Source organism: Yersinia proxima (assembly GCF_902170785.1).
Classification (GTDB): domain Bacteria; phylum Pseudomonadota; class Gammaproteobacteria; order Enterobacterales; family Enterobacteriaceae; genus Yersinia; species Yersinia proxima.
Genome location: NZ_CABHYG010000017.1, coordinates 438,428 through 461,432, shown reverse-complemented (window position 1 = coordinate 461,432; position 23,005 = coordinate 438,428). Strand labels below are relative to the sequence as shown.

Below are 23,005 nucleotides of genomic sequence, written 5' to 3'. Positions count from 1 at the left end.
CGGCAGCTTACGCTGCTACGACCCATGCGGTACATTTCCCCGCGAATCAACCTGGTCAAAGGTCTGGTTTTTATCCTAGCAAGGGCATTTTCCCAACTTGCCACCTTTGCTGGGGAAGCGAGCCTCCAGACAATAACGGTGGAAGTCACGTTCGGTCATCGGCGGCGTATCCGGATGATGACGGCGCATATGATTCACATAATTGCCATAATCCTGCACGCCCACCATCAGACGGAAACTTTGAGCCACTCGGTGCGCAATCAAACGAACCCAAGCCCATAACGTGGTCGGGTGAGCGACGACGGGAACCAGCGGTATGCAGCGCGTAATCTGACGCGGCGCTGGTGGATATGGCCGGTGTAACAGATTGGTTTGCTGCCTGCGCAGTGGGATACCTGCATTAGCCACGAACAGTCTCCTCACGGAATACAATTTCAGTCTCATGCGTAGTCGGTTTGCTGGATTTCAGTGCGCGCCGAATCACGAAGAAAGATGAAATCAACATGGTCACTGCCACCAGCATAAAGAAAGCACACAAAGCGGCGTTGATCTGGTTGTTAAACACAATGGTTTCCATGTCTTTAATGCTCTTGGCTGGGGCAATCAATACCCCTTGCTCGACACCTGCCGAAAATTTCTTCGCCTGAGCCAGGAAACCAATACTCGGTTTTTCGTGGAAAATTTTCTGCCAGCCCGCCGTCATTGAGGTAATAAACAGCCAAATTGTTGGCAGGATGGTTACCCAAGCATAGCGCTGCTTCTTCATTTTAAACAGCACCACCGTCCCTAAAATCAGTGCCATTGATGCCAGCATCTGGTTACCGATACCGAATAGCGGCCATAAGGTATTAATGCCACCCAGCGGATCGACTACCCCTTGATAAACAAAGAAGCCCCAACAAGCGACGGCAACTGTAGTACCGGATAAGTTGCCAAACCATGAACGGTTATTCGCCAGACTTGGCACTACCACGCCGACCAAATCCTGCACCATAAAGCGGCAAGCACGGGTGCCGGCATCAACAGCGGTCAGAATAAACATCGCTTCAAACAGAATGGCAAAGTGATACCAGAACGCCATCATATTGCGGCTATTAAAGACTTCACTGATGATATGCGCCATCCCAACCGCGAAGGTAGGTGCGCCACCGGCACGAGATAAGATTGAGTTTTCGCCGACATCTTTAGCGATCATGGTCAGGGTTTCAGGTGTGACGACAAATCCCCAACTGTTGATGGCCAGAGCGGCACTTTCTACCGTGGTGCCAATCAGTGCCGCCGGTGAGTTCATGGCAAAGTAAACGCCCGGATCGATAACCGATGCACAAATCAGCGCCATAATGGCGACAAATGATTCCATCAGCATCGCACCGTATCCGATAAAGCGGGTATGGCTTTCGCGTTCAACCAGTTTTGGTGTAGTACCACTGGCAACCAGCGCATGGAAGCCCGAAATAGCACCACAGGCGATAGTGATAAACAGGAATGGGAACAGGCTGCCGGAGAAGACCGGGCCACTGCCATCAATAAAGCGCGAAACGGCAGGCATCTTCATTTCTGGCATGGCAAACACAATACCAATCGCCAAACCGATAATGACGCCAATTTTCAGGAAGGTCGATAAATAGTCGCGGGGTGCCAACAACAACCATACCGGTAGTACGGAGGCGATAAAGCCATAAATGACCAATACCCAGGTCAGGGTGGTGCCGTGTAATGTGAAGAATGGCCCCCAATAAGGATGAGCGGCAATATTCCCGCCGTAAATAATTGCCGCCATCATTAACACAAAACCAATTAATGACACTTCAGCGATTTTACCCGGGCGCAGAAAACGCATGTAGACGCCCATAAATAGTGCAATCGGGATAGTCGCGGCAATGGTAAACAGGCCCCACGGGCTGTCGGCCAGTGCTTTAACCACCACTAATGCCAGTGCAGACAAGATGATGATCATCACCCCTAAGGCACCCAGCATGGTGATAACACCGGCAAAAGCGCCCAATTCTTGCTTTGCCATTTCCCCCAATGAGCGGCCATCACGGCGGGTTGAGATAAACAGGATAAGGAAGTCCTGTACCGCACCGGCCATCATTACGCCCACCAGAATCCAGATAGTACCGGGTAAGAAGCCCATTTGGGCGGCCAAAATAGGCCCGACTAGCGGCCCGGCCCCGGCAATAGCCGCGAAGTGGTGGCCGAACAGTACCCATTTATTGGTCGGAACATAATCCAGACCATCATTACGTCGTTCTGCCGGGGTTAAACGGCGGTCATCCAGCTCAAAGACATTCTTGGCAATAAACAGACTATAAAAGCGGTAGGCGATGCTGTAACAGGCTACCGAGGCAATCACCAGCCAGATAGCATTGACATGTTCGCCTCGGCTCAATGCCAGCATGGCAAACGCGAATGCACCTATTAACGCGACGGTCAGCCAGATGACGACAGTCTTGACGTTTTTCATGGGTAACGACTCCTTGTTATGGGGGAAATTTAACGGTAATCAGCACCCGTTTGGGAAAAGAGATGCAAACCGTTAGTTAACATAGGAGCTTTAATGTGAAAGAAAAGTAGCGAAAGTGAGAACTGTGATGAGGTAAATGTTTTTTGCTCACCATTAGAATCATTTTCTTACATATTGTGACGACTACCCGAATGTATGGGTACGAAGTGAAAATAGTGGAGCGGATAATAGCGAACATAAAAAAAGCCGTGGGATGTTGTGCATCACCACGGCTTTACCCGTCATACTTCAAGCTGCATGTGCGTTGGCTGCCATTACTTACCCAACTCATTGAGTTATCTCAACTCCTTGGGGTCATTCCGTTGCCGCCTTCCTGCAACTCGAATTATTTAGGGTATATTTAAATAAGTATTGATTCTAAACATCAAACCACTGGGCGGGCCACCACGTTGCGCGTTTCCATCCGCACTTCGGCAATGCGCACTTCAATTTTGTCGCTCTGGCTGTAAACCGTTTCACCTTTGATTTGTACGGTGCCGGTTTCCTGACTGCACACCATTTCATCACGCACCGCATGAATAAAGGGCGCGGGAATAAAGGCGACTGCGCCGTTATCCAGTAAGCGCACCCGTAGGCCGCCGCGAGTGACATCAATGATTTCCGCCGGGAAGCGCGTATCTGTGCCGGCCATCGGTTGCAGGTAACGGGCATATAACCAATCACCGACATCACGTTCAGCCATGCGATTCAAACGGCGGCGTTCGGCCAATTGAACCGTGATTTCGTCCTGTGGTTTTTCCGCTTGCTGACCGGTAATAATGGCTTTCAGCAGACGATGGTTGACCATATCGCCGTATTTACGAATTGGCGAGGTCCAGGTGGCGTATGCTTCAAGCCCTAAACCGAAGTGTGGGCCGGGAACGGTGCTGATTTCAGCGAATGTCTGGAAACGGCGGATGCGGCTATCAAGGAACTGGGTCGGTAAGGCATCAAGATGACGGCGTAATTCACAGAAACCAGGTAAGGTCAGCAGGGCTTGCGGATCGGCTTCCACCCCATTGGCCTGCAACACATTAGCGGCTTGCTCAACCAGCGCCGGATCAAAACCGGTATGGACGTTATAGATGCCAAAACCAAGATTGTCACGCAGCGCAACAGCGGCACAGACGTTGGCGGCAATCATGCACTCTTCAACAATACGGTTAGCAATGCGACGGTGCTCAACAATGATATCCAGCACTTCGCCTTTTTCACCCAACACGAAGCGGTAGTCAGGCCGGTCTTTAAACACCAATGCATGCGTTTCACGCCAATGGCTGCGCGCTTCGCAAACACGTTTTAATAAGGTGATTTGTTCAGCGATATCAGCATTTTGTGGCTGCCAGTCACCACTGCCTTCTAACCAATCAGAGACTTCGTCATAAACCAGTTTGGCTTTCGACTCAACCCAGGCGGCAGAGAAGTGAATATCATCACCGAGCGTGCCATCAGCAGCGATAGTGACGCGGCACACCAATACCGGGCGGCGTTCATTCGGTCGCAGTGAGCAAAGATTATCGGATAAATCACGTGGCAGCATCGGGATGTTAAAGCCCGGCAGATAGTTGGTAAATGCACGTTTACGGGCAATTAAGTCCAACTCACTGTTTTCATCGACATAAGCAGTAGGGTCAGCAATAGCAATGGTCAACAACAGCGAACCATCACCGTTGTCTTGCACATGCAATGCATCATCCATATCTTCGGTGCTGGCGCTGTCGATAGTGACAAAATTAAGCGCAGTCAAATCTTCACGTTGCAGGTTGGTATCGTGCAGTGCTGATTCAACCATTGCTGGCGCTTCACGCTCCAGATTATGGCGTGCCAATGTCACCCACCATGGCACGAAGTGATCTTCACCATCCGTAATAAAAGCAGTCAGATCAGCATTAAAGGCGCGATCACCTTTTAATGGATGGCGGCGCATTTCCGCCACGGCCCAATCACCGGTCTGGAAATTATGTGCCAGTTCGCGCACTGGACGACATTGAATGGCATCACGCAGCAGAGGATGGTCAGGAACGATAGACAGGCGGTCATCTTTTCGTTGCACACGGCCGACAAAACGAGATAAAAATGGCTCAACCAGGGTTTCTGGCTCAGCAATTTCACGGTCTTTATCGGTGTGTAGGGTGGCAACAATGCGATCGCCATGCATAACTTTTTTCATCTGTGGTGGCGGAATAAAGTAACTTTTCTGCCCGTCTACCTCAAGAAAGCCAAAGCCTTTCTCAGTACCTTTAACTACGCCTTCGACGCGTGGAGTCTGAGTGTGAAGTTGCTGTTTTAGCTGCGCCAGCAGCGGGTTATCTTGAAACATATCGTCCAGTGAATGGTGTAGTGAGTGGGGTTAATCCGGCTGACAGTTTTACGCGAATCAGTCCCATCGGGCAAGCGGCATATCATTTTGTAGAGGAATTCCCTATTAAAGGCAGGGGTATGTCTGAGGTTAATGACAAAGTGCCCGTAACGGTGAAAACAGGCAGATCGTAAAGACGCCGTAAACCCCTCCCTGGGGGCTCGAACCGCGCCGTCCTTGGCGGGGACGCTTTACTCTTCTACCTGTTCCCACCTTGCAAGATCGAGTCGTCGGGGGTTGTCAGCAGTCTGAGACATGGGTATGTCTGGTGCTTTTTGTCAGCCGTGATCCACAATAATTGGCCCCGACGAAACAGGGCCAGCTTTTTGACGATATTCAAGCAATACGTAATGTTTGTGGTTCTTGCCAGCGGCGCACTGTCACCGGCACTGATTTTGAGGTTGGTGTGTGGGTTTCATCACCAAAACTGGATAACGGAACCAGCGGATTGGTTTCAGGGTAATAAGCAGCCAGATTTCCACGGGGAATATCGTAACTTACCAGCTTGAAGCCACTGACTTTTCGTGTGATCCCGTCATTCCACAGCGTTTCAATTTCAACTAAATCGCCATCTTCTAATGCCAGTTCAGCCAAATCTTGCGGGTTGATAAACAGCACTTCACGTTGACCATAAACTCCACGATAGCGGTCATCGAGGCCATAAATAGTGGTGTTATATTGATCGTGTGAACGCAAAGTTTGCAGCACAAAAGGAGCCTGCTCACCGGCAGTCTGCGGAAATAAGCTATCAGGGAGCATTGCTGCACAAAACTCGGCTTTACCACTGGGGGTGGCAAATTGCATTTCGGCGGCGGCACTGCCCAGATAGAAACCACCGGGTTGCTCGCACCGGGCATTAAAGTCATCAAAACCGGGAGTGGTTGCTGCAATATGGTCACGAATCAAGTTGTAATCGTCGGCTAATGCCAGCCAATCCAGCGCTTTTCCCTCTGCGGGCTGCTGAGCAAAAACAGCATTGGCAATGCCGCAAACAATGGCTGTTTCTGAGTGCTGAGTCTCCGCCAGCGGTTTCCCCACACCTTCAGAGGCGTGCACCATGCTAAATGAATCTTCTACGGTAATAAATTGTGAGCCAGTCGCTTGCATATCACGTTCAGTACGGCCCAGCGTCGGAAGAATCAAGGCTTCAGCGCCGGTTATCAGGTGGCTACGATTGAGCTTGGTGCTGATATGTACCGTAAGATCACAGCGGCGCAGTGCTTGGGCGGTACGCTCGGTATCGGGAGCCGCTGCTGCCAGATTGCCCCCTAGGGCAATCAACACTTTGACTTCGCCGCGCAGCATGGCTTCAAGCGCTTCCACGGTATTATGTCCAGCGGCTTGAGGCGGGGTAAAACCAAAATGCTGGCCTAACCGCGTTAACATGGCGGCAGAGGGTTTCTCATCGATGCCCATAGTGCGGTTGCCCTGCACATTACTGTGGCCGCGAACCGGGCATAACCCCGCACCGGGTTTGCCTAATTGCCCAAACAGAAGTTGCAGGTTGGTCAGTTCCCTGACGGTTATCACCGAATGTTTATGCTGTGTGATACCCATTGCCCAGGTCAGGATAACGCGCTCTGCATGCTGATAAATATCTGCTGCATGACGTATTTGCGCCTCGGTTAAGCCTGATTGCTGGGTAATCTGCGCCCATGACGTACTATCAACCGCCGCCAGATAATCATCGATCCCTTCAGTGTGAGCGCTAATAAAGGCTTCATCAAATAAGCCGGACTGCCCCTGTTCCAGTTGCTGGCGATGGGTTTCCAGCAGGGCTTTCACCATACCGCGAACCGCTGCCATATCACCGCCAAGATTGGGTTGAAAATAGGCAGAGCTAATGGGGGATGATTTAGGCGTCAACATTTCAATCGGGTTTTGTGGGTCAGCAAAACGTTCCAATCCACGCTCACGCAAGGTATTGAAGCTGACAATCCGTGCGCCGCGATCTTTGGCATGGCGTAAGCTGTGCAACATCCTCGGATGATTAGTGCCCGGATTCTGCCCGAAGACAAAAATGGCGTCAGCCAGTTCAAAATCCTGCATACGAATGGTGCCTTTACCGACGCCAATACTCTGTTTCAGCCCGGTGCCACTGGCTTCATGACACATATTGGAGCAATCCGGGAAATTATTGGTTCCCAACATACGGCCGAACAGCTGATAAAGGTAGGAGGCTTCATTACTGGCTCGGCCTGAAGTATATAGCTCCAGCTGATTTGGGTTATCCAATCCATTAATATGTTTGGCAATTAACTCAAGAGCACTTTCCCAACTGATAGGTTGATAACGGTCAGTATCGGGGTTATAGCGCATGGGGTGGGTGATTCGCCCTTGATATTCAAGAAAATAATCACTCTGTTGGCGCAGGGTCGTCAGGCTGTGTTCCGCAAAAAACTCTGGCTCCACCGCCTTGCGGGTAGCTTCCCAACTGACCGCTTTGGCCCCATTCTCACAAAAACTGAAAGTGCTGTGGTTGTCATCTCCCCAGGCGCAGCCCGGGCAGTCAAAGCCTTTGACTTGGTTGACGCGCAGCAAATTACGAATATTCTTCAATGCTTGCTTGCTGTCCAACACAAAGCGCGTGGTGGCTTCAAGAGATCCCCAGCCACCAGCAGCGCCGGTATAGGGTTTTATGGCTGATTTAAATTTCATGATAATACGCCGCAGGTGTTTTTTTGTTTCAAACAGGTAACAAAATGATTAACTGTTTGAGTCTATTTTGTCACAAGTCTAGTGGGGCGGGGCACTAGCGTCTAATCGAATACCGCAATCGCGGCATAGAGCGGGCTTATCACTCGAATATTGCGGATCAAATCCATTGATGTCCATCTGGCGAATTAATAGCTGCATCTTATATTGATAAAATGATGCTGTATAATAAATATCATTACATTAATGATTAACACTTTAATTAAATATCATTTTACAGGGTTGTTATTAAATTTTTATCGGGTTTTAATGATGTAAAAATGACTTAACTGTTCTATTATTTAGTAACCGACAGCTTAGGGTGTTTAATATAAAGTACAATATAAGTAATCAAGAAAACTATTAACTTCAAATAATAACATCAATAATTTATGGCTAATTAATTTGTTCGTATTTAATTATTCATTATGAGGAACATTATCATGGCTGGAATAAACACATTTCCGTGCAGTTGTCTGAATTACCCAGATATTAACATTAAAACTTTTAGTCAAGGAGTTAAAGATATATTTCGTCTTGCTCAGGTTAAAACAGCAGGGGCCGAAGCATTGCAGGAGAAAGCACTACGAGTCAGTTTTTATTCGCAAAGATTGGATATTATTGTGCGTGAGTCACTATCAACATTACAGGCTAAATTGAAAAATACTCTGGCTTTAACTTATTTCACGACTTTGGACGAAATCGACGAGACACTAATCAGTCATGATATTGATGAGGAAAGTAAAACTGAAATGTGTAAAGATCGTGTTAATCTTATAAATAGCCTGGGCAATGATATTGCTCAACTGAAAAAATTGTTTATCGAAAAAACTGAGTTATTAGATAAGTCGGCCTCAAGTCTGCATAACGTGGTAATTATTGAGGGAATTGACGCTATCTTGCAAACAGAAAAATTACGGCGAAAACAACTGACAAAAGATATCACTGCTAAAAAACTGAATAACCAAATGGATATCACGTCCCCTCGCTTAACGGAACTCAACCGCCAATTAGAGCAATCAGAGAAGTTAATTTCCGGTGTCAACGTGATCATTAAAATTACTCAGGAGAAAAGTGCTGTTGTTGCCGAGGCTGAAAAACTGAGTCGCGCATGGCATCAATTTATTAATGAGATGACGGCATTGCAGGGTACGGTAGTGAGTGAAGTTGGGCTATCTAAGCCACTACTAAAGCAGCTTAGCTATTTAGAGTCATTAATTAAACAGTTCACTCAGCGATAACTGAATGAACTTTATTCTGTGACCCATTTAACCTATCAGCCATCGGCCAGCATACTTTACTGGGCGGGGTGATTAATGTTCAGGATAGACTTTTTCTTTAAACTCGCACAAATCTTCAATAATGCACGAACCGCAGCGGGGTTTGCGGGCAACACAGGTGTAGCGACCATGTAAAATCAGCCAATGGTGGCAGTCCAGTTTAAATTCAGCGGGAACCACTTTGAGTAACCTGGCTTCAACCTGATCAACATTGCTACCAGGGGCAAAGCCTGTGCGGTTACATACACGAAATATATGTGTATCAACGGCAATCGTCGGCCAGCCAAAGGCGGTATTCAACACCACATTGGCCGTTTTGCGACCGACACCGGGTAAGGCTTCCAGTGCAGCGCGATCTTCTGGGACTTCACCGTGGTGTTTTTCCAGCAATATCCGGCAGGTTTTAATCACGTTCTCAGCTTTGGTGTTAAACAAACCAATAGTTTTGATGTATGACTTGAGGCCATCAACACCCAGATCCAGTATGGCCTGCGGAGTATTAGCCACTGGATAGAGCTTGGCAGTGGCTTTATTGACACTGACATCGGTTGCTTGTGCCGATAAAAGCACCGAAATCAACAACTCAAACGGCGTGCTGTAAACCAATTCCGTCGTTGGGTGTGGGTCGTTATCCCGCAGGCGGGTCAAAATAGCGACACGTTTCTCTTGATTCATAAGGCTTTCTCTGCCACTCCATCCTGAAGTTGCGGTGCGGTAGCCAAGGCTCTGGCTTTGCGCGCTTTCATTTTCTCATCAATGACATATTTCCCGGCTAACAACAAACCCAGGCCGATAAACGCGCCCGGTGGCAACATAGCTAACAGGAAAGGACTGTCCAGATGTAAGACCTCAATACGCAGTACTTTTGCCCAATCACCGAGTAACATATCAGCACCATCAAACAGGGTGCCATTACCCAGGATTTCACGCAGGGAGCCCAAGACAAATAATGCGCATGTTGCCCCCAGCCCCATAGCTAAGCCATCCAGTGCTGATAAACCTACCGGGTTCCTGGCGGCGTATGCTTCTGCCCGACCAATCACAATACAGTTGGTCACAATCAACGGGATAAATATCCCAAGCGACTGATATAAACCAAATGCATAGGCGTTAATCAGCATTTGCACCGTGCTGACCACGGAAGCAATGATCATCACATAGATAGGGATGCGGATTTCATTCGGCACCCAGCGGCGCAGCGCCGATACTGCTGTGTTGGTGCATACCAATACCAGTGTGGTGGCCAGACCCAAGCCTAGCGCATTGGTTGCCGTTGATGAAACGGCCAGCAGCGGGCACAGGCCCAGCAGTTGTACCAATGCTGAGTTATTTTTCCATAGCCCTTGGGCTAACAAGTCTCTTGCTTCACTCATTGATCTTCTCCACAGACGGGCAAGCTAGCGAGTTTTGCCGGCAGAGTTTCTAAGAATAGCGCCGTATTTTTCACCGCCCGGACTACTGCCCTTGGCGTGATGGTCGCACCGGTAAACTGATCAAAGTCGCCGCCGTCTTTTTTCACTGCCCAACGCTTATCTTGCTCGCCATCCACATGTCGGCCGCTGAAATGACTGATCCAGTCAGAGATACGAATATCAATTTTATCACCGAGGCCAGGGGTTTCGTGATGTTCAATCACCCGACTACCCAGTACGTTACCGCCAAAGTCTGCTCCGACCAATAATTGGATAGCGCCGGAATAGCCATCTGGCGCGGTGGTTTCGATGGCGGCTGCGACTGGCTGCCCCTCTTTGCGCGCCAGATAAAGGCGGTGAGGGGCCATGTTGCCGAGTGCTGAATCAGTGACAACGTAACATTCGGCTTGCATGTCATTGTCATAATTTTCTGCTGGAACGACCTGATCCAACAAGGCTTTCTGTTGTAGTGCCGCCTGATGGGCGATGGTAGATTCGGTTAACGAATTAACCACTGCTGTCAGCCCAGTGGCACCTGCGGCAAACAATGCCAGAGTGATGCCGTGACGCTTCATAGTGTTTAGCATAACGGCTCCTTATTTATGCCCACGCTGATGACCATAAACGCGTGGTTGAGTGTAGTGATCAATCAGTGGCACACAGATGTTGGCCAGCAGCACCGCAAATGCTACCCCATCGGGATAACCGCCGTAAACGCGAATCAGCCACACCAAAATACCAATCAATGCCCCGAAAATCAGCCGACCACGAGGTGTTGTCGAGGCGCTGACCGGATCGGTTGCAATAAAGAAAGCACCCAACATGGTGGCACCGGAAAACAGATGCAACATAGGGGGCGCAAAGCTCTGCGGTGCAATCATCCAACTGATCGCAGCACACCCTGCCAAAGCCAGCAGGAAACTCACCGGAATATGCCAGTGAATAGCTTTACGCCAAAGCAGCAACAGGCCGCCTGCCAGGAAACCGAGGTTAATCCATTGCCAGCCAATACCCGCCAGCCCGCCAGCAAAGATCGGTTGTTGCAGAATCTGTTCCACGGGTTGGGAGCGCAGTGCCGTTTTAAAGTTATCGAGAGGTGTGGCCTGACTTATCCCATCATAGCCAATCTGCAGTTGATGAATATCGGCACCACTTTGGGTGAATCCGGTAAAAATGGTTGATAAGCTGTCATAGAATCCAACCGGCGTTCCTTGTAATGGCAGAGGAGGAAGCCAACTGGTCATTTGTACCGGGAATGAAATCAGTAATACAACATAGCCGACCATGGCAGGATTAAACGGATTCTGGCCTAAACCGCCGTAAAGTTGTTTGGCAATAATAATGGCAAATGCAGTACCCAGAACAATCATCCACCAAGGGGCAAGTGGCGGCAGACTGATACCTAACAATAAGCCAGTGAGCAGGGCAGAGTTATCCTGTAATCGTGTCAGTACCGGCTGTTTACGTAAATGCAAGACAGCGCCTTCGGCCAGCACAGCAGTTGCCATGGCGAGTGCGGCTTGAATCAGGCTGCCATAGCCAAAGAACCAGGTCTGGGCGAGAATCCCCGGAATGCAGGCTAAAATAACCAGCAGCATAATACTGCGGGTGCTACGTTGGTTATGTGTAAAAGGGGAACTGGCTATCTGCAACCCTTTGTTCTGGGTCGATGTTACAGGCCTGAATTTCATGAAATTGCAACCATATGTCAAATACTTATCAGGATTCTCAAACGCAGGCATCGCGCGGGCAAGTCAATACTTGCAGGCGTCAATACACTCAGCCGTCAGGGGGTAATATGAGCACGGCATTCTACCCTATTCAGACAAAGTGTAATACGCCTTAATCATAGGGTTATTAATCATCATCGGCATACTATTAAGTAAATAGTGCTGTTTAATAAATAGCACTAATCTACAAATTTAACTTGCAATTTATATCTGAATAGTTACAGGTAAATAGAAGGGAATAATGTTTTACTTATGGGAATAATGAGGTGTCAGCACTTAAAAGAGAACTATAATAGTCTGTTTATTATAGCGATAATTGAAAGGCTTTTCTTTGTAATTAATTGTAAGTTAACGATTTTTTAACGTTTAAAATTAGGGTTGAGAAAAGCGTTGGCATAATGATAAATTAATGTAGTATGCAGTGTAATTATATATTTAAAGAACAATGAAATGATAAACGAAGACATATTGTTTATAGATGAATTAATTGAATGGATTGAAATTAATTTAGAAAAACGGCCCACACTGGATGATGTGGCGAAGATTTCCGGATATTCAAAATGGCACTTACAACGGAAATTTAAAAGTATTGTGGGGTTACAATTAGCTTCCTATATACGTGGACGGGTGTTGACACGCGCGGCTGTTGCTCTGCGTATCTCACGTCGGCCAATCATTGAGATCTCTGATGAGTTGGGTTTCGACTCACAACAGACCTTCACTCGCACCTTTAAGAAACGTTTTGGCGTCACTCCCAATAGTTTCCGGCAGATGCAGCATTGGGATGTGCAGGGAATGCTGCCACGATTCAATTTCTATGAGAACTACACGCCAGAAATCAAGCGAATATCGTTACCAGAGAAAGAGTTAGTTGGTTTTACACGGCAATTGGATTTTGATGAACACAACCATTGTAGTGGGCAGCATTCCTCTTGCATGGCAATGAAAGATGAGATTTTGCTCGATTTCTTCAAAGAAGTTAACTTCTCTTGTCAGCGAGTGTATTCCCTGTTTTCTGCCAATAAGGGTGAGCAAGGGCAGAAAAGTATGCATTACTCGACGGCTATTGATAAAGAAAAACGACATGAAATTCAAGGGCATCGTGAGATAGATGCACTTTCAATCCCGGCGGGAGAGTTCTTATCTATTTCCCATCAGGGTAGTGTCAAAGAATGCATAAAATTCTCAATATATTTGTTTAATGAAGTGCTGCCTAAGTTGCGTGATGAGTTTGGCAGTGGTGTAGAGATGGAAGTGATTGAAGTTGATAGCTGCCATGCTGAATCTAAATTGCGCGATATTTCATCTACCTACACCTACCTGATGTCAGTGAACTGACGCTCAACTACAATGACAAGTCGAGCGTCAGTTTTGATCTAGTCAGGATTAACGGTTGATGTGGCTTGCGCCGCTTTTTTGGCTTTCACTCTGGCAATGGCTGCTGCTACGGCAGCTTTGCGAGGGTCTTCCTCAGGCACTTTACTTTCGCTTTTCACCGGCTCTGACTCAAGCTGTGCTTGCGCCGCTTTTTTGGCCTTTACTCTGGCAATGGCTGCTGCTACGGCAGCTTTGCGAGGGTCTTCCTCTGGCACTTTACTTTCGCTGTTCACCGGCTCTGACTCAAGTTGCGTCTGTACCGCTTTTTTGGCCTTTACTCTGGCAATGGCTGCTGCTACGGCAGCTTTGCGAGGGTCTTCCTCAGGCACTTTACTTTCGCTGTTCACCGGCTCTGACTCAAGCTGTGCTTGCGCCGCTTTTTTGGCCTTTACACGGGCAATGGCAGCGGCAACCGCAGCCTGACGTGGGTCAACAACATCAGTTTCAGGTTCGGTGACAGCCAGATTTTTTTCTGCCTGACGTTTGCGGGCTTGCGCTTTTCTAGCCTCACGCGCAGCAATAGCAGCGCTATTATCGGGTGTTTGCCCAAGGGTCACACTGATAGTTGAATCTGTATTATTGGATTCACGAGCCAAACGACTGACAGCCGCTTCAACCGTCTGTTGGTCTACATCTGTCAACTTGACGGCGGCTTGTTTATGACGCAATTCCCGCGCGATTTTTTCCCGTTGCAGGCGTGCCTGCTTAGCTTCAAAACGCGCTTTCGCTTGTGCAGCACGTTCCGCTTCTTGATCAAGGGTGCGTATTTCGGCCTTTTCCTGACGATAATATTGCACCAAAGGAATATTACTTGGGCAAACATAGGCGCAGGCACCGCATTCGATACAATCAAATAAATTATGATTGCGCGCTTTTTCATGCTCTTCGCCGCGACTAAACCAATAGAGTTGCTGAGGTAATAAGCCCGCCGGACAGGCATCGACACACAAACCGCAGCGAATACACGACTGTTCTGGTTCAGGTAACCCCATTTCAGCTTCCGTGGGAGCCAAAATACAGTTACTGATCTTAACAATCGGCACATCCAGACTGGGCAGGGTAAAGCCCATCAATGGGCCGCCCATAATCACCATCGGTTGGTTTTGCGGTGTAAAACCGGCCAGTTTCAACAAATGCAGCACGGGCGTGCCAATTCTGGCCCAGAAATTACCTGGTTTTGATAATGCATCGCCGGTTAATGTTACCACGCGTTCGATTAATGGCTCGTCGTCAATAATCGCCCGCTTAATGGCTACCACTGTACCGACGTTTTGCATCAATACGCCAATGGATGATGAGTGTTTACCGAAAGGCACTTCTTTACCAGTCAGGATCTTGGTGAGTTGCTTGGCCCCACCTGACGGATACTTAGTGGGTATCACCCGCAGCTGTATTTTATTCTGGCCGCGTAATGCCTGTTTTAGGGCAGCGATAGCTTCAGGTTTATTATCTTCAATACCCATCAGCACCTGCTGCGGCTGCAACAAGTACATTAAAATCTGTGTCCCCAAGACCACTTCTGAGGCATGTTCTTGCATCAGGCGATCATCGGCAGTGATATAAGGTTCGCACTCGGCAGCGTTAATAATGAGTGTGGTTACACTGTTCAAACCGCCCTGTAATTTGCTGGCGGTGGGGAACCCCGCGCCTCCTAAGCCGGCGATACCCGCCTGATGGATCCTCTCGAGCAGGGCAGTTTTATCCCGCTGCGAGTAATTGGCCCAAGGCTGTTGCTCGCGCCAGCGGTCTTCACCATCGGGAGTTATGTGTACGCACAGCTCTGCCAGACCCGAGGGGTGAGCAGTAGTATGCGGCGCAATTGCCGTGATAACGCCGGAAGTCGGTGCATGCACCGGCACCGTACGGCCACGGCCAACTGTCAGTGGCTGGCCCTTTAACACTCGCTCACCGGTGCTGACGCGCAGTTCGCCTTCTGGCCCCAGATGCTGTTGCAAAGGAACGATTAACTGTTCCGGCAAGGATGCGATACGCATCGGAACCCGACTTGATTGCAGCTTCATTTCTGGCGGATGGATGCCGCCATCGAAATCCCAGATATTGTCGTGTTGGCGGGCAGTAAACAGCTTAAACATGTTGCTCCACGTCTATCATTTTCACCGGAATCATCTGCGAGGCAGCTAATTGGGTTGGAAGATTTTTAACTGGGATGGTGCTTAAATCCCACTTCCAGTTGGCGGTGGTGGTAGCAACCGGGATCATCTCAATACAGTCCGTCGGGCACGGCGACACACAGAGGTCACAACCGGTGCAGAGATCCGGCAAAACCGTATGCATTGCACGCGTCGCGCCAACAATGGCATCAACCGGACAGGCCTGAATGCATTTGGTGCAACCAATACAATTTGCTTCATCAATAAAAGCCACTTTGCGCTGCGGGTGGGCGGCAGCTTCGTCACCATCCAGCGGTTGTGGCTCTACGGCCAGCAATTCGGCCAGTTTAAGCATCACTTGCTCGCCACCGGGAGCGCATTTGTTTATTTTCTCACCACCCGCGGATACCGCTTCGGCATACGGGCGACAGCCGGGATAGCCACATTGACCACACTGGCTTTGCGGTAAAATAGCATCAACTTGCTCGACAACAGGGTCTTGATCAACCTGGAAACGGCGGGCAGCAAAACCTAGCACGGCACCGGAAATCAGCGCCAATGTACTTAATGCACCAATGGCAATCCATAACGACATCATTAGAACTTCACCAATCCGGTAAAGCCCATAAAGGCCAATGACATCAGCCCCGCGGTTATCAGGGCAATGGACGAGCCACGGAAGGGGGCGGGAACGTCAGCGACAGCCAGCCGCTCACGGATAGCCGCAAACAGCACCATGACTAAAGAGAAACCGGCGGCGGCACTGAAGCCATAGACTGCCGATTGCATAAAATTGTGTGATTGATTGACATTAAGTAAGGCCACACCTAATACCGCACAGTTTGTGGTGATGAGCGGCAAAAAGATCCCCAGCAAGCGATAAAGTGCCGGACTGGTTTTGCGCACCACCAACTCAGTAAATTGCACCACCACCGCGATAACCAAAATAAAAGCCAGCGTCCGCAAATAGACCAACCCAAGTGGCAGCAAAATAAAGCTGTTGACCATCCAGGCGCAAACCGAGGCCAATGTCAGTACGAAAGTCGTCGCCAGCCCCATACCAATGGCGGTCTCCAGTTTTTTGGAGACGCCCATGAAAGGGCACAGGCCAAGAAATTTGACCAGAACGAAGTTGTTTACCAAAACAGTACCGACAAACAGCAGTAGGTATTCAGTCATTGCGGAGCCTAAAAGTCATTACGGAGCCTAAAAAAAGTAAAGCCGCCTATTATCCAAAATTGGCGGCTTAAGAACAACAGATGAAGAGCAAGGTTATTACCCTTTTATCCGTCATATTTCAAGTTGCAGGTGTGTTGGCTGCACTCAATTACCCGAATCACTGACTTGTGTCAGCTCATCGGGATGCTCTTGCTTGCCGCCTTCCTGCACCTTGAAATCTATTGGATACCTGGAAGAAAAAGTGCGCAATTAGCTTAATGTTCAATAAAAGTATGCTTTACTCGCTGCGAACGTTTCATATAAGGCACAAAAATCGCCGCCGCCAGCAGGGGCCAACCCAAGGTGCGTAAGGCGATATCATCACTGATGGGCGAGAAAGCAAATGCTTTTAATGCCAATAATACAGTCAGTAATAGCCAGAGAATAAACCATTTAGGGAATCGCTGTGAGCGGCTACAGAACAGCCAGATGACCCATAAGGTATAAATCCACATTAAGAGCGTGGTGACCACGGAGAAATACCATTGCAAAGTAAATGCCTGCGAGTTGGTCACCAGATATTCTCTGGATTCTGGCGTAAAAATCGCCATAGCATAGAGTGCCAACATTAAGCTGGCACTGAGCAATGTCACAATCAAATAAGCCAGCGGTGCCAATAGCCAGCCGCCAATACGTTGATATTCCTTAGGTTGAGACATAGTGAACCTTATTGATCTATTAACTTTCTAGTATCTACCTAGCTTAACCCGCGAATACACCCTTCGTCATCTATATCAATATGATAATACGCAGGCTGTGTTCCCAGACCCGGCATGGTCATAATATCCCCAGCATAAATCCGCACAAATCCAGCACCGGCTGACACCGCACAGGCCGTGACAGGTAATACGAAGTCATGTGGAACATTCTTCAAGCTGGCATCTGCGCTGATGGACAACGGTGTTTTGGCGATACACAACGGTAAATGACCAAAACCGGCCTCAGTTATTGAGTCAAGCTGTTGGCGTGCTTGTGGGGTAAAAGTGACTTCACGGGCACCATAGCGCTGCGCCAAAATCTCTATTTTCTGTTCCAATGAGGCACTGTCAGGGTACGCCAGTACAGGGGGAGATGCATGAGCGCAAGCATCGATAACGCACTGAGCCAAGGCGGTGGTGCCCGCGCCGCCTTTTGCAAAAGCCTCACTGATTTCACAGGCAACTGCGCCAGCAGATAGCGCATAGTCGGCCAAAAAGGTCAGTTCTTCCGTGCTGTCGTCAGGGAAGCGATTGACGGCCACTACCACCGGTAAACCATAATTTTGGGCATTATTAATATGCCATTTTAGATTGGCGCAACCTTGGCTCAATGAAGGAATGTTGGTATTGAGAATTTCAGCAGGCAGAGGTTGGCCCGGTTTGATATCAAAAACACCACTATTGGCTTTCAGACTACGTAATGTGGCAACCAGAACCACACAGGATGGTGCGATACCAGATTGTCGATACTTGATATTAAAGAACTTCTCCATTCCCATATCAGAACCGAAGCCCGCTTCTGTCACTACATAATCTGCTAACTGCAACCCCAAACGGTCAGCCAGCACTGAAGAGTTCCCGTGTGCAATATTGGCAAATGGCCCAGCGTGAATGAACACCGGTGTCTGTTCGCTGGTTTGCATCAGCGTCGGGTGGATGGCCTCTTTCATTAGCACCGTCATGGCACCCGCCACCCCCAAATCATCAGCAGTAATGGCTTGGCCGCTAGCGCTGTGGGCTAAAATTATTCGACCAATACGTTGGCGCATGTCATGCAGATTTTCTGACAACGCCAGAATGGCCATAAGTTCTGATGCCGCTGTAATTTCCACATGGTCGTGACGCTCAACACCGTGAGTGCCGCCGCCCACACCGACCTGAATATGCCGCAGCGCCCGATCATTATGGTCAACCACTCGTGGCCAGAGAATTTGTTGAGCATCAATATTAAGCAGTGGCATGCCGGTTTGTTGGCTAAAGGCTGGCCCCAGACGTTGCTCATGATACAAACGTGCATCTAACGCCGCCGCTGCGAGATTATGTGCCGCGCTAATGGCGTGGATATCACCGGTCAAATGCAGATTCAATTTCTCCATGGGTAATACTTGCGCCGCACCACCGCCTGCTGCCCCTCCTTTAACACCAAAGACAGGGCCAAGACTCGGTTGGCGAATACAAGCCACCCCGCGATAGCCTAATTGATTGATTCCCTGACTTAAACCAATGGTCGTGACAGTTTTGCCTTCTCCCAGCGGCGTCGGAGTAATGCTGGAAACCAGAATCAGTTTGCCTTGTGGAGCACCGGCCCGTAATGCACGGATGTCAACTTTCGCCATATGATGACCATAGGGGATTAAATCATCTGCACTCAGGCCTAATTGTTGTGCAATTTGCTGAATGGGGTGCAAATTTGTTTCAGAACTCATATTTGATAGCGAAGGGAGAGCATCGGCAGATGAAGACAGTGTCGGTGTCATGGTGCGAAATTTCCTGTTTTCGATGATTAAATCACGGCGAAATTATCACACAAAGCGCTAAGAAATTGGCGATGCAAATCAATAAATGTGAGCGATTGGCTGATAATAACACCCGCGTGTTTAATATTTACTCTGTGACATCCATATTGGTGGGGCTTTTGAAGTTTTAATTTTTCTTATTTTATTTTTTAAATGAATTTAAAGAAATTTTCAGATGAATTTCATTATAAATTCTTACTCTATAGTGGCGGTGTATAAAAGAAACCCTAAAATGCCGGAGTTATATTCTATAGCTTCATAAGCAATTATTTGTTTTTGACGGTAAAATTATAGGTTGTTTAATTTATGGGAAATCATCTTCATTCCGCTTTGGTATGTGCAGCGCGCTTAATTCAGTTGGCGGGAATAAATTCAGAATCCGTTGAAGTATTTGGTAGAAATACTGTCACTGATACCTCGGCAAGGATCTCACTCGACGCCCTGAAAGGGTCTTTTGCGCAATTATCGCGTATAACATCAACCCGTTTCAAAGTAAAAAAACAATCACTCAATAAAATAAAACCAACACAATTACCCCTGGCGTTTCGGGATATTCAGGGCAGATTTATCCTGTTGGCACGATTGAACTCTGATCAGGCATTACTGCAATATTCTGATAGTAATAAGCCACAAGTGATAAATTATCAAGATCTTAGCAAGCTCTGGGGCGGTGTTGTACTCTATTGCAGCCATTCGCGTTTTGATATACGCTGGTTTATTCCGGTCTTACTGCGTCACCGCAAATCACTGGTTCAGGTTTTGGTATTATCAATGCTATTGCAGTTTCTGGCTTTGATATCTCCGCTTTTCTTTCAGGTCATTATGGATAAAGTCTTGGTTCATAATGCACTGGCAACGCTTGATGTATTAATTATTGTGTTATTAGTTGTCGGGGTGTATGAAGTCATTCTGAAACTTCTGCGTGAATATATCTTTAGCCATACCACCACACGCGTGGATATTTTATTAGGTGGCAAGCTATTTAAACATTTAATAAAGTTACCACTAAGTTATTTTAAGCAGCGCCATGTGGGGAATATTGTTGCAAGAGTGCGAGAGCTGGATAATATTCGTGAATTTATTACAGGTTCGGCTCTGACATTATGTGTGGATGTGGTTTTTACTCTCGTCTTATTTATTGTTATGTGGTGTATTTCGTCGCTACTGACATTAATAATTCTGGGTACGTTACCGCTTTATCTGTTATTAGCGGTACTTACCACTCGGCCATTGCAAAAAAAAGTCGAAGTATTGTGCGGTTGCGCGGCTCAGAATGGCGCATTTTTAACCGAAACTGTCTCCGGAGTTGAAACCGTTAAAAGCCTGGCGTTAGAACCGCAAATGCAGCAGCGCTGGGAAACGCAAACGCGGGATTATGCTCAAGCCAATTTTCAGGTGCAAAACCTGCAAAACTTCAGCAGTCAGTGTGCTCAATTGCTACAAAAGCTGGCAGGAGCACTGGTGATTGTTGTTGGGGCATATCAAGTCATGTCTGTACAACTCAGTATCGGGCAGTTAATCGCTTTTAATATGCTGGCGGTACAAGCATTAATGCCAATGAGTAAGTTGGTTGATTTATGGCAACAGAGCATCCGAGCGCAGGTGGGGCTGCTGCTGATTTCCGATATTTTGAGTTTGCCGGTCGAGCAAGCCACCGGTGTCGCACCTTCTCATCGCCAAATTAACGGTGATATCACCCTGGACAATGTGGTTTTCCGTTATCGCCCCGATCTTGATCCCGTATTACGTCATTTCTCATTATCACTGCGCGCGGGAGATCATATCGGGCTGGTCGGCCCGTCAGGTTCAGGCAAAAGTACGGTCGCGCGGCTACTACAGCGGCTTTATATTGCTGAACAGGGCGTTATTAATATTGATGGTTACTCGATAAACCATTTCTCTCCTGAGTATCTACGTCGTCAGGTGGGTGTGGTGATGCAGGAAAATTACCTGTTTAACCGCACCGTTCGTGAAAATATTGCCTATTCTCGGCCAACTGCCCCACTGAGTGACGTCGTTGATGCGGCCTGTTTGGCGGGTGCTAACGATTTTATTCTGGCCTTGCCGCTAGGGTATGACACCGTGCTGTCTGAAGGTGGGGCATCTCTTTCTGGTGGGCAACGCCAGCGTATTGCTATTGCCCGTACGCTGCTGGCCAACCCTCGTATTTTGATTTTTGATGAGGCGACCAGTGCTCTGGATGATGAGTCACAAGCTGAAGTTCAGAAGAATATGTCCCGCATTATTACCAATCGCACAGTCATTACCATTGCTCACCGCCTTTCGACGGTGCGGCACTGTCATCGTATTGCCGTCATAAAGCAAGGCTGTGTGGCTGAGCTGGCAAATCATGACCAACTGCTGGCACAAAACGGTATCTATGCCCAACTGTGGCAACAGCAAGCCGACTTTAGTCATGAGGAATCAAAATGAAGTTGATGCGATTTCGGGCGAAATTAGCCATTTTCGGCCGGATAAAAAAACGCTGGCAACGTTATCACACTGCGAAACGAACCCGCGACGAATATGATTTCCTCCCTGCTTACCTTGATATCGTGGAACGTCCGCTAGCGCCATTGGCCTGGTGTACTGCCTGGTTTTTAGCACTCACATTAGTGTTGGTCTTGATCTGGTCAATTGTCGGAAGGCTTGATATTCATGCATCAGCCAATGGGAAAGTGATTGTATCTGAGCATTCTAAAGTCATCCAATCGCTTGAACCGGGAGTGGTGGCAGCAATCAATGTTCGTGATGGTGACCGGGTAGAAGCGGGGCAAGTGCTAATTGAACTTAGTCCTATTGGTATTGATGCCGAGGTCAGCAATATCAACCAACAATTAATGCACCGTTCGCTGGAGGTTGCGCGCATGTCAGCACTACTGAGCGTTGATCCGCTCTCATCTTTCATTTCGCCCCAGAACAGCCCCGAGAGCCTGGTGATGAAAGCTAAAGCGCTTTTGGCGAAAGAAGATGCTGAAGTCAATGCCGAACTTGCGCGCCAGGACAGCGAGCAAACTGTTAATCAGGCCTATATCAAGGCGGGATATGCCAGTATGGGTCAACAGCGAGCATTGATGAAAAATATCCAGCAAAGGCTACAGGCACTGCGTACCCTGGTGAGATCGAAGTCGATTGCTGAAGTTGAGGTGTTGATACAAGAGCGAGAATGGCTCAATGCCAATGCTGAGGCGAGTCGTTTACAGAATGAACAGGCTGTTTTACAAGCTAAAGCACACCATCTGAAGCAAACGCGGTTGCATTATCTGGCAGAGAAGAAGCGAAGTTATCAGGAACAACTGAATAAGGCGCACGAAGCTATCAACCTATTGCAGCAAGAGCGGGTGAAGTTAATAGAAAAGCAGCGGCAACAGACATTACGTGCACCAGTTTCCGGCGTAATACAGCAATCCACGGTGCACACTTTGGGCGGTGTCGTCACCAGCGCTCAACCGCTCATGGTTTTGGTCCCGGAAAATCATCAGCTAGAACTGGATGTTATGATCCTCAATAAAGATATCGGTTTTGTACTGCCCGGCCAGCAGGTGGAAGTCAAAATAGACAGTTTCCCCTATACCCGATTCGGCACGCTTTCTGGTGAAGTCAAACATATTTCCCGTGATGCCATGGAAGACCAACAGCGAGGTTTGGTGTTTCCGGCACGTATTCGGCTCGATAGCGATACACTGATCGTAGAGGGGAAACCGGTGCGTTTATCGGCAGGTATGGCTGTCAGCGCAGAGATTAAGACTGGCCGTCGGCGCGTTATCGATTACTTGCTCAGTCCATTGCAACAGTACCAAGCTGAAGCCATGAGGGAGCGTTGA

17 protein-coding genes are annotated in these 23,005 nt (G+C 48.3%); 4 read left to right on the top strand and 13 right to left on the bottom strand.

Annotated features, from left to right (window positions below):
* Positions 1–75 precede the first annotated feature (75 nt).
* The 4 genes from FTB31_RS18315 to FTB31_RS18300 all read right to left on the bottom strand — a co-directional run bounded on the left by FTB31_RS18315 (position 76) and on the right by FTB31_RS18300 (position 7,523).
* Complete coding sequence (locus FTB31_RS18315; RefSeq protein ID WP_072081615.1) at positions 76–408, bottom strand: YbdD/YjiX family protein; 333 nt, start codon at positions 406–408, stop codon at positions 76–78.
* Positions 401–2,467, bottom strand: a complete 2,067-nt coding sequence (locus FTB31_RS18310) for a carbon starvation CstA family protein (protein WP_050075591.1) — start codon at positions 2,465–2,467, stop codon at positions 401–403. Before FTB31_RS18310 ends, FTB31_RS18315 begins: the two co-directional genes overlap by 8 nt.
* Positions 2,468–2,891: 424 nt before the next feature.
* The gene (locus FTB31_RS18305; protein ID WP_227729827.1) at positions 2,892–4,826 is read right to left on the bottom strand and encodes an exoribonuclease II; all 1,935 of its coding nucleotides are present in this window, start codon (positions 4,824–4,826) and stop codon (positions 2,892–2,894) included.
* Between the two features lie 375 nt (positions 4,827–5,201).
* A complete protein-coding gene (locus FTB31_RS18300) occupies positions 5,202–7,523 on the bottom strand; it encodes an FdhF/YdeP family oxidoreductase (RefSeq protein WP_077174751.1) in 2,322 nt (773 codons plus the stop codon).
* Positions 7,524–8,002: 479 nt separating this feature from the next.
* On the opposite strand from FTB31_RS18300, the gene FTB31_RS18295 reads away from it, so the two are divergent.
* A complete protein-coding gene (locus tag FTB31_RS18295) occupies positions 8,003–8,800 on the top strand; it encodes an alpha-xenorhabdolysin family binary toxin subunit B (protein ID WP_227729822.1) in 798 nt (265 codons plus the stop codon).
* Between the two features lie 72 nt (positions 8,801–8,872).
* Here the strand turns inward: FTB31_RS18295 and nth are convergent, their stop codons facing one another.
* The 4 genes from nth to rsxD are packed head-to-tail and all read right to left on the bottom strand — an operon-like array spanning position 8,873 to position 11,942.
* Positions 8,873–9,514, bottom strand: a complete 642-nt coding sequence (nth, locus tag FTB31_RS18290; protein WP_077174749.1) for an endonuclease III — start codon at positions 9,512–9,514, stop codon at positions 8,873–8,875.
* A complete protein-coding gene (locus FTB31_RS18285; RefSeq protein WP_005169892.1) occupies positions 9,511–10,212 on the bottom strand; it encodes an electron transport complex subunit E in 702 nt (233 codons plus the stop codon). Before FTB31_RS18285 ends, nth begins: the two co-directional genes overlap by 4 nt.
* Positions 10,209–10,838, bottom strand: coding sequence for an electron transport complex subunit RsxG (gene rsxG / locus FTB31_RS18280; protein WP_077293863.1), 630 nt, complete (start codon positions 10,836–10,838; stop codon positions 10,209–10,211). Before rsxG ends, FTB31_RS18285 begins: the two co-directional genes overlap by 4 nt.
* A gap of 9 nt (positions 10,839–10,847) precedes the next feature.
* Positions 10,848–11,942, bottom strand: a complete 1,095-nt coding sequence (gene rsxD, locus FTB31_RS18275; protein WP_227719986.1) for an electron transport complex subunit RsxD — start codon at positions 11,940–11,942, stop codon at positions 10,848–10,850.
* Between the two features lie 489 nt (positions 11,943–12,431).
* Here rsxD and FTB31_RS18270 point away from each other — a divergent pair, with 489 nt between their 5' ends.
* Complete coding sequence (locus tag FTB31_RS18270) at positions 12,432–13,319, top strand: helix-turn-helix domain-containing protein (protein ID WP_050075598.1); 888 nt, start codon at positions 12,432–12,434, stop codon at positions 13,317–13,319.
* Between the two features lie 38 nt (positions 13,320–13,357).
* Here FTB31_RS18270 and rsxC read toward each other — a convergent pair whose 3' ends face one another.
* From rsxC to FTB31_RS18245, 5 genes are all read right to left on the bottom strand, one after another.
* Entirely contained in the window at positions 13,358–15,451 is a 2,094-nt protein-coding gene (rsxC, locus tag FTB31_RS18265; protein ID WP_227731682.1) for an electron transport complex subunit RsxC, read from the bottom strand.
* Positions 15,444–16,067, bottom strand: coding sequence for an electron transport complex subunit RsxB (rsxB, locus tag FTB31_RS18260; protein ID WP_174849572.1), 624 nt, complete (start codon positions 16,065–16,067; stop codon positions 15,444–15,446). Before rsxB ends, rsxC begins: the two co-directional genes overlap by 8 nt.
* Positions 16,067–16,648, bottom strand: coding sequence for an electron transport complex subunit RsxA (gene rsxA, locus FTB31_RS18255; protein WP_013649928.1), 582 nt, complete (start codon positions 16,646–16,648; stop codon positions 16,067–16,069). The genes rsxB and rsxA overlap by 1 nt, the downstream gene beginning before the upstream one ends.
* A 254-nt stretch (positions 16,649–16,902) precedes the next feature.
* Entirely contained in the window at positions 16,903–17,346 is a 444-nt protein-coding gene (locus FTB31_RS18250) for a DUF2569 domain-containing protein (protein WP_050077997.1), read from the bottom strand.
* A gap of 38 nt (positions 17,347–17,384) precedes the next feature.
* On the bottom strand, positions 17,385–19,142 hold the full coding sequence (locus tag FTB31_RS18245; protein ID WP_227731681.1) for a formate--tetrahydrofolate ligase: 1,758 nt from the start codon (positions 19,140–19,142) through the stop codon (positions 17,385–17,387).
* 345 nt (positions 19,143–19,487) lie between these two features.
* Between FTB31_RS18245 and FTB31_RS18240 the strand changes: the two genes are divergently transcribed.
* Both FTB31_RS18240 and FTB31_RS18235 read left to right on the top strand, forming a co-directional pair.
* Positions 19,488–21,614, top strand: a complete 2,127-nt coding sequence (locus tag FTB31_RS18240) for a peptidase domain-containing ABC transporter (RefSeq protein WP_227731680.1) — start codon at positions 19,488–19,490, stop codon at positions 21,612–21,614.
* The gene (locus FTB31_RS18235; protein WP_227731679.1) at positions 21,611–23,005 is read left to right on the top strand and encodes an HlyD family type I secretion periplasmic adaptor subunit; all 1,395 of its coding nucleotides are present in this window, start codon (positions 21,611–21,613) and stop codon (positions 23,003–23,005) included. Before FTB31_RS18240 ends, FTB31_RS18235 begins: the two co-directional genes overlap by 4 nt.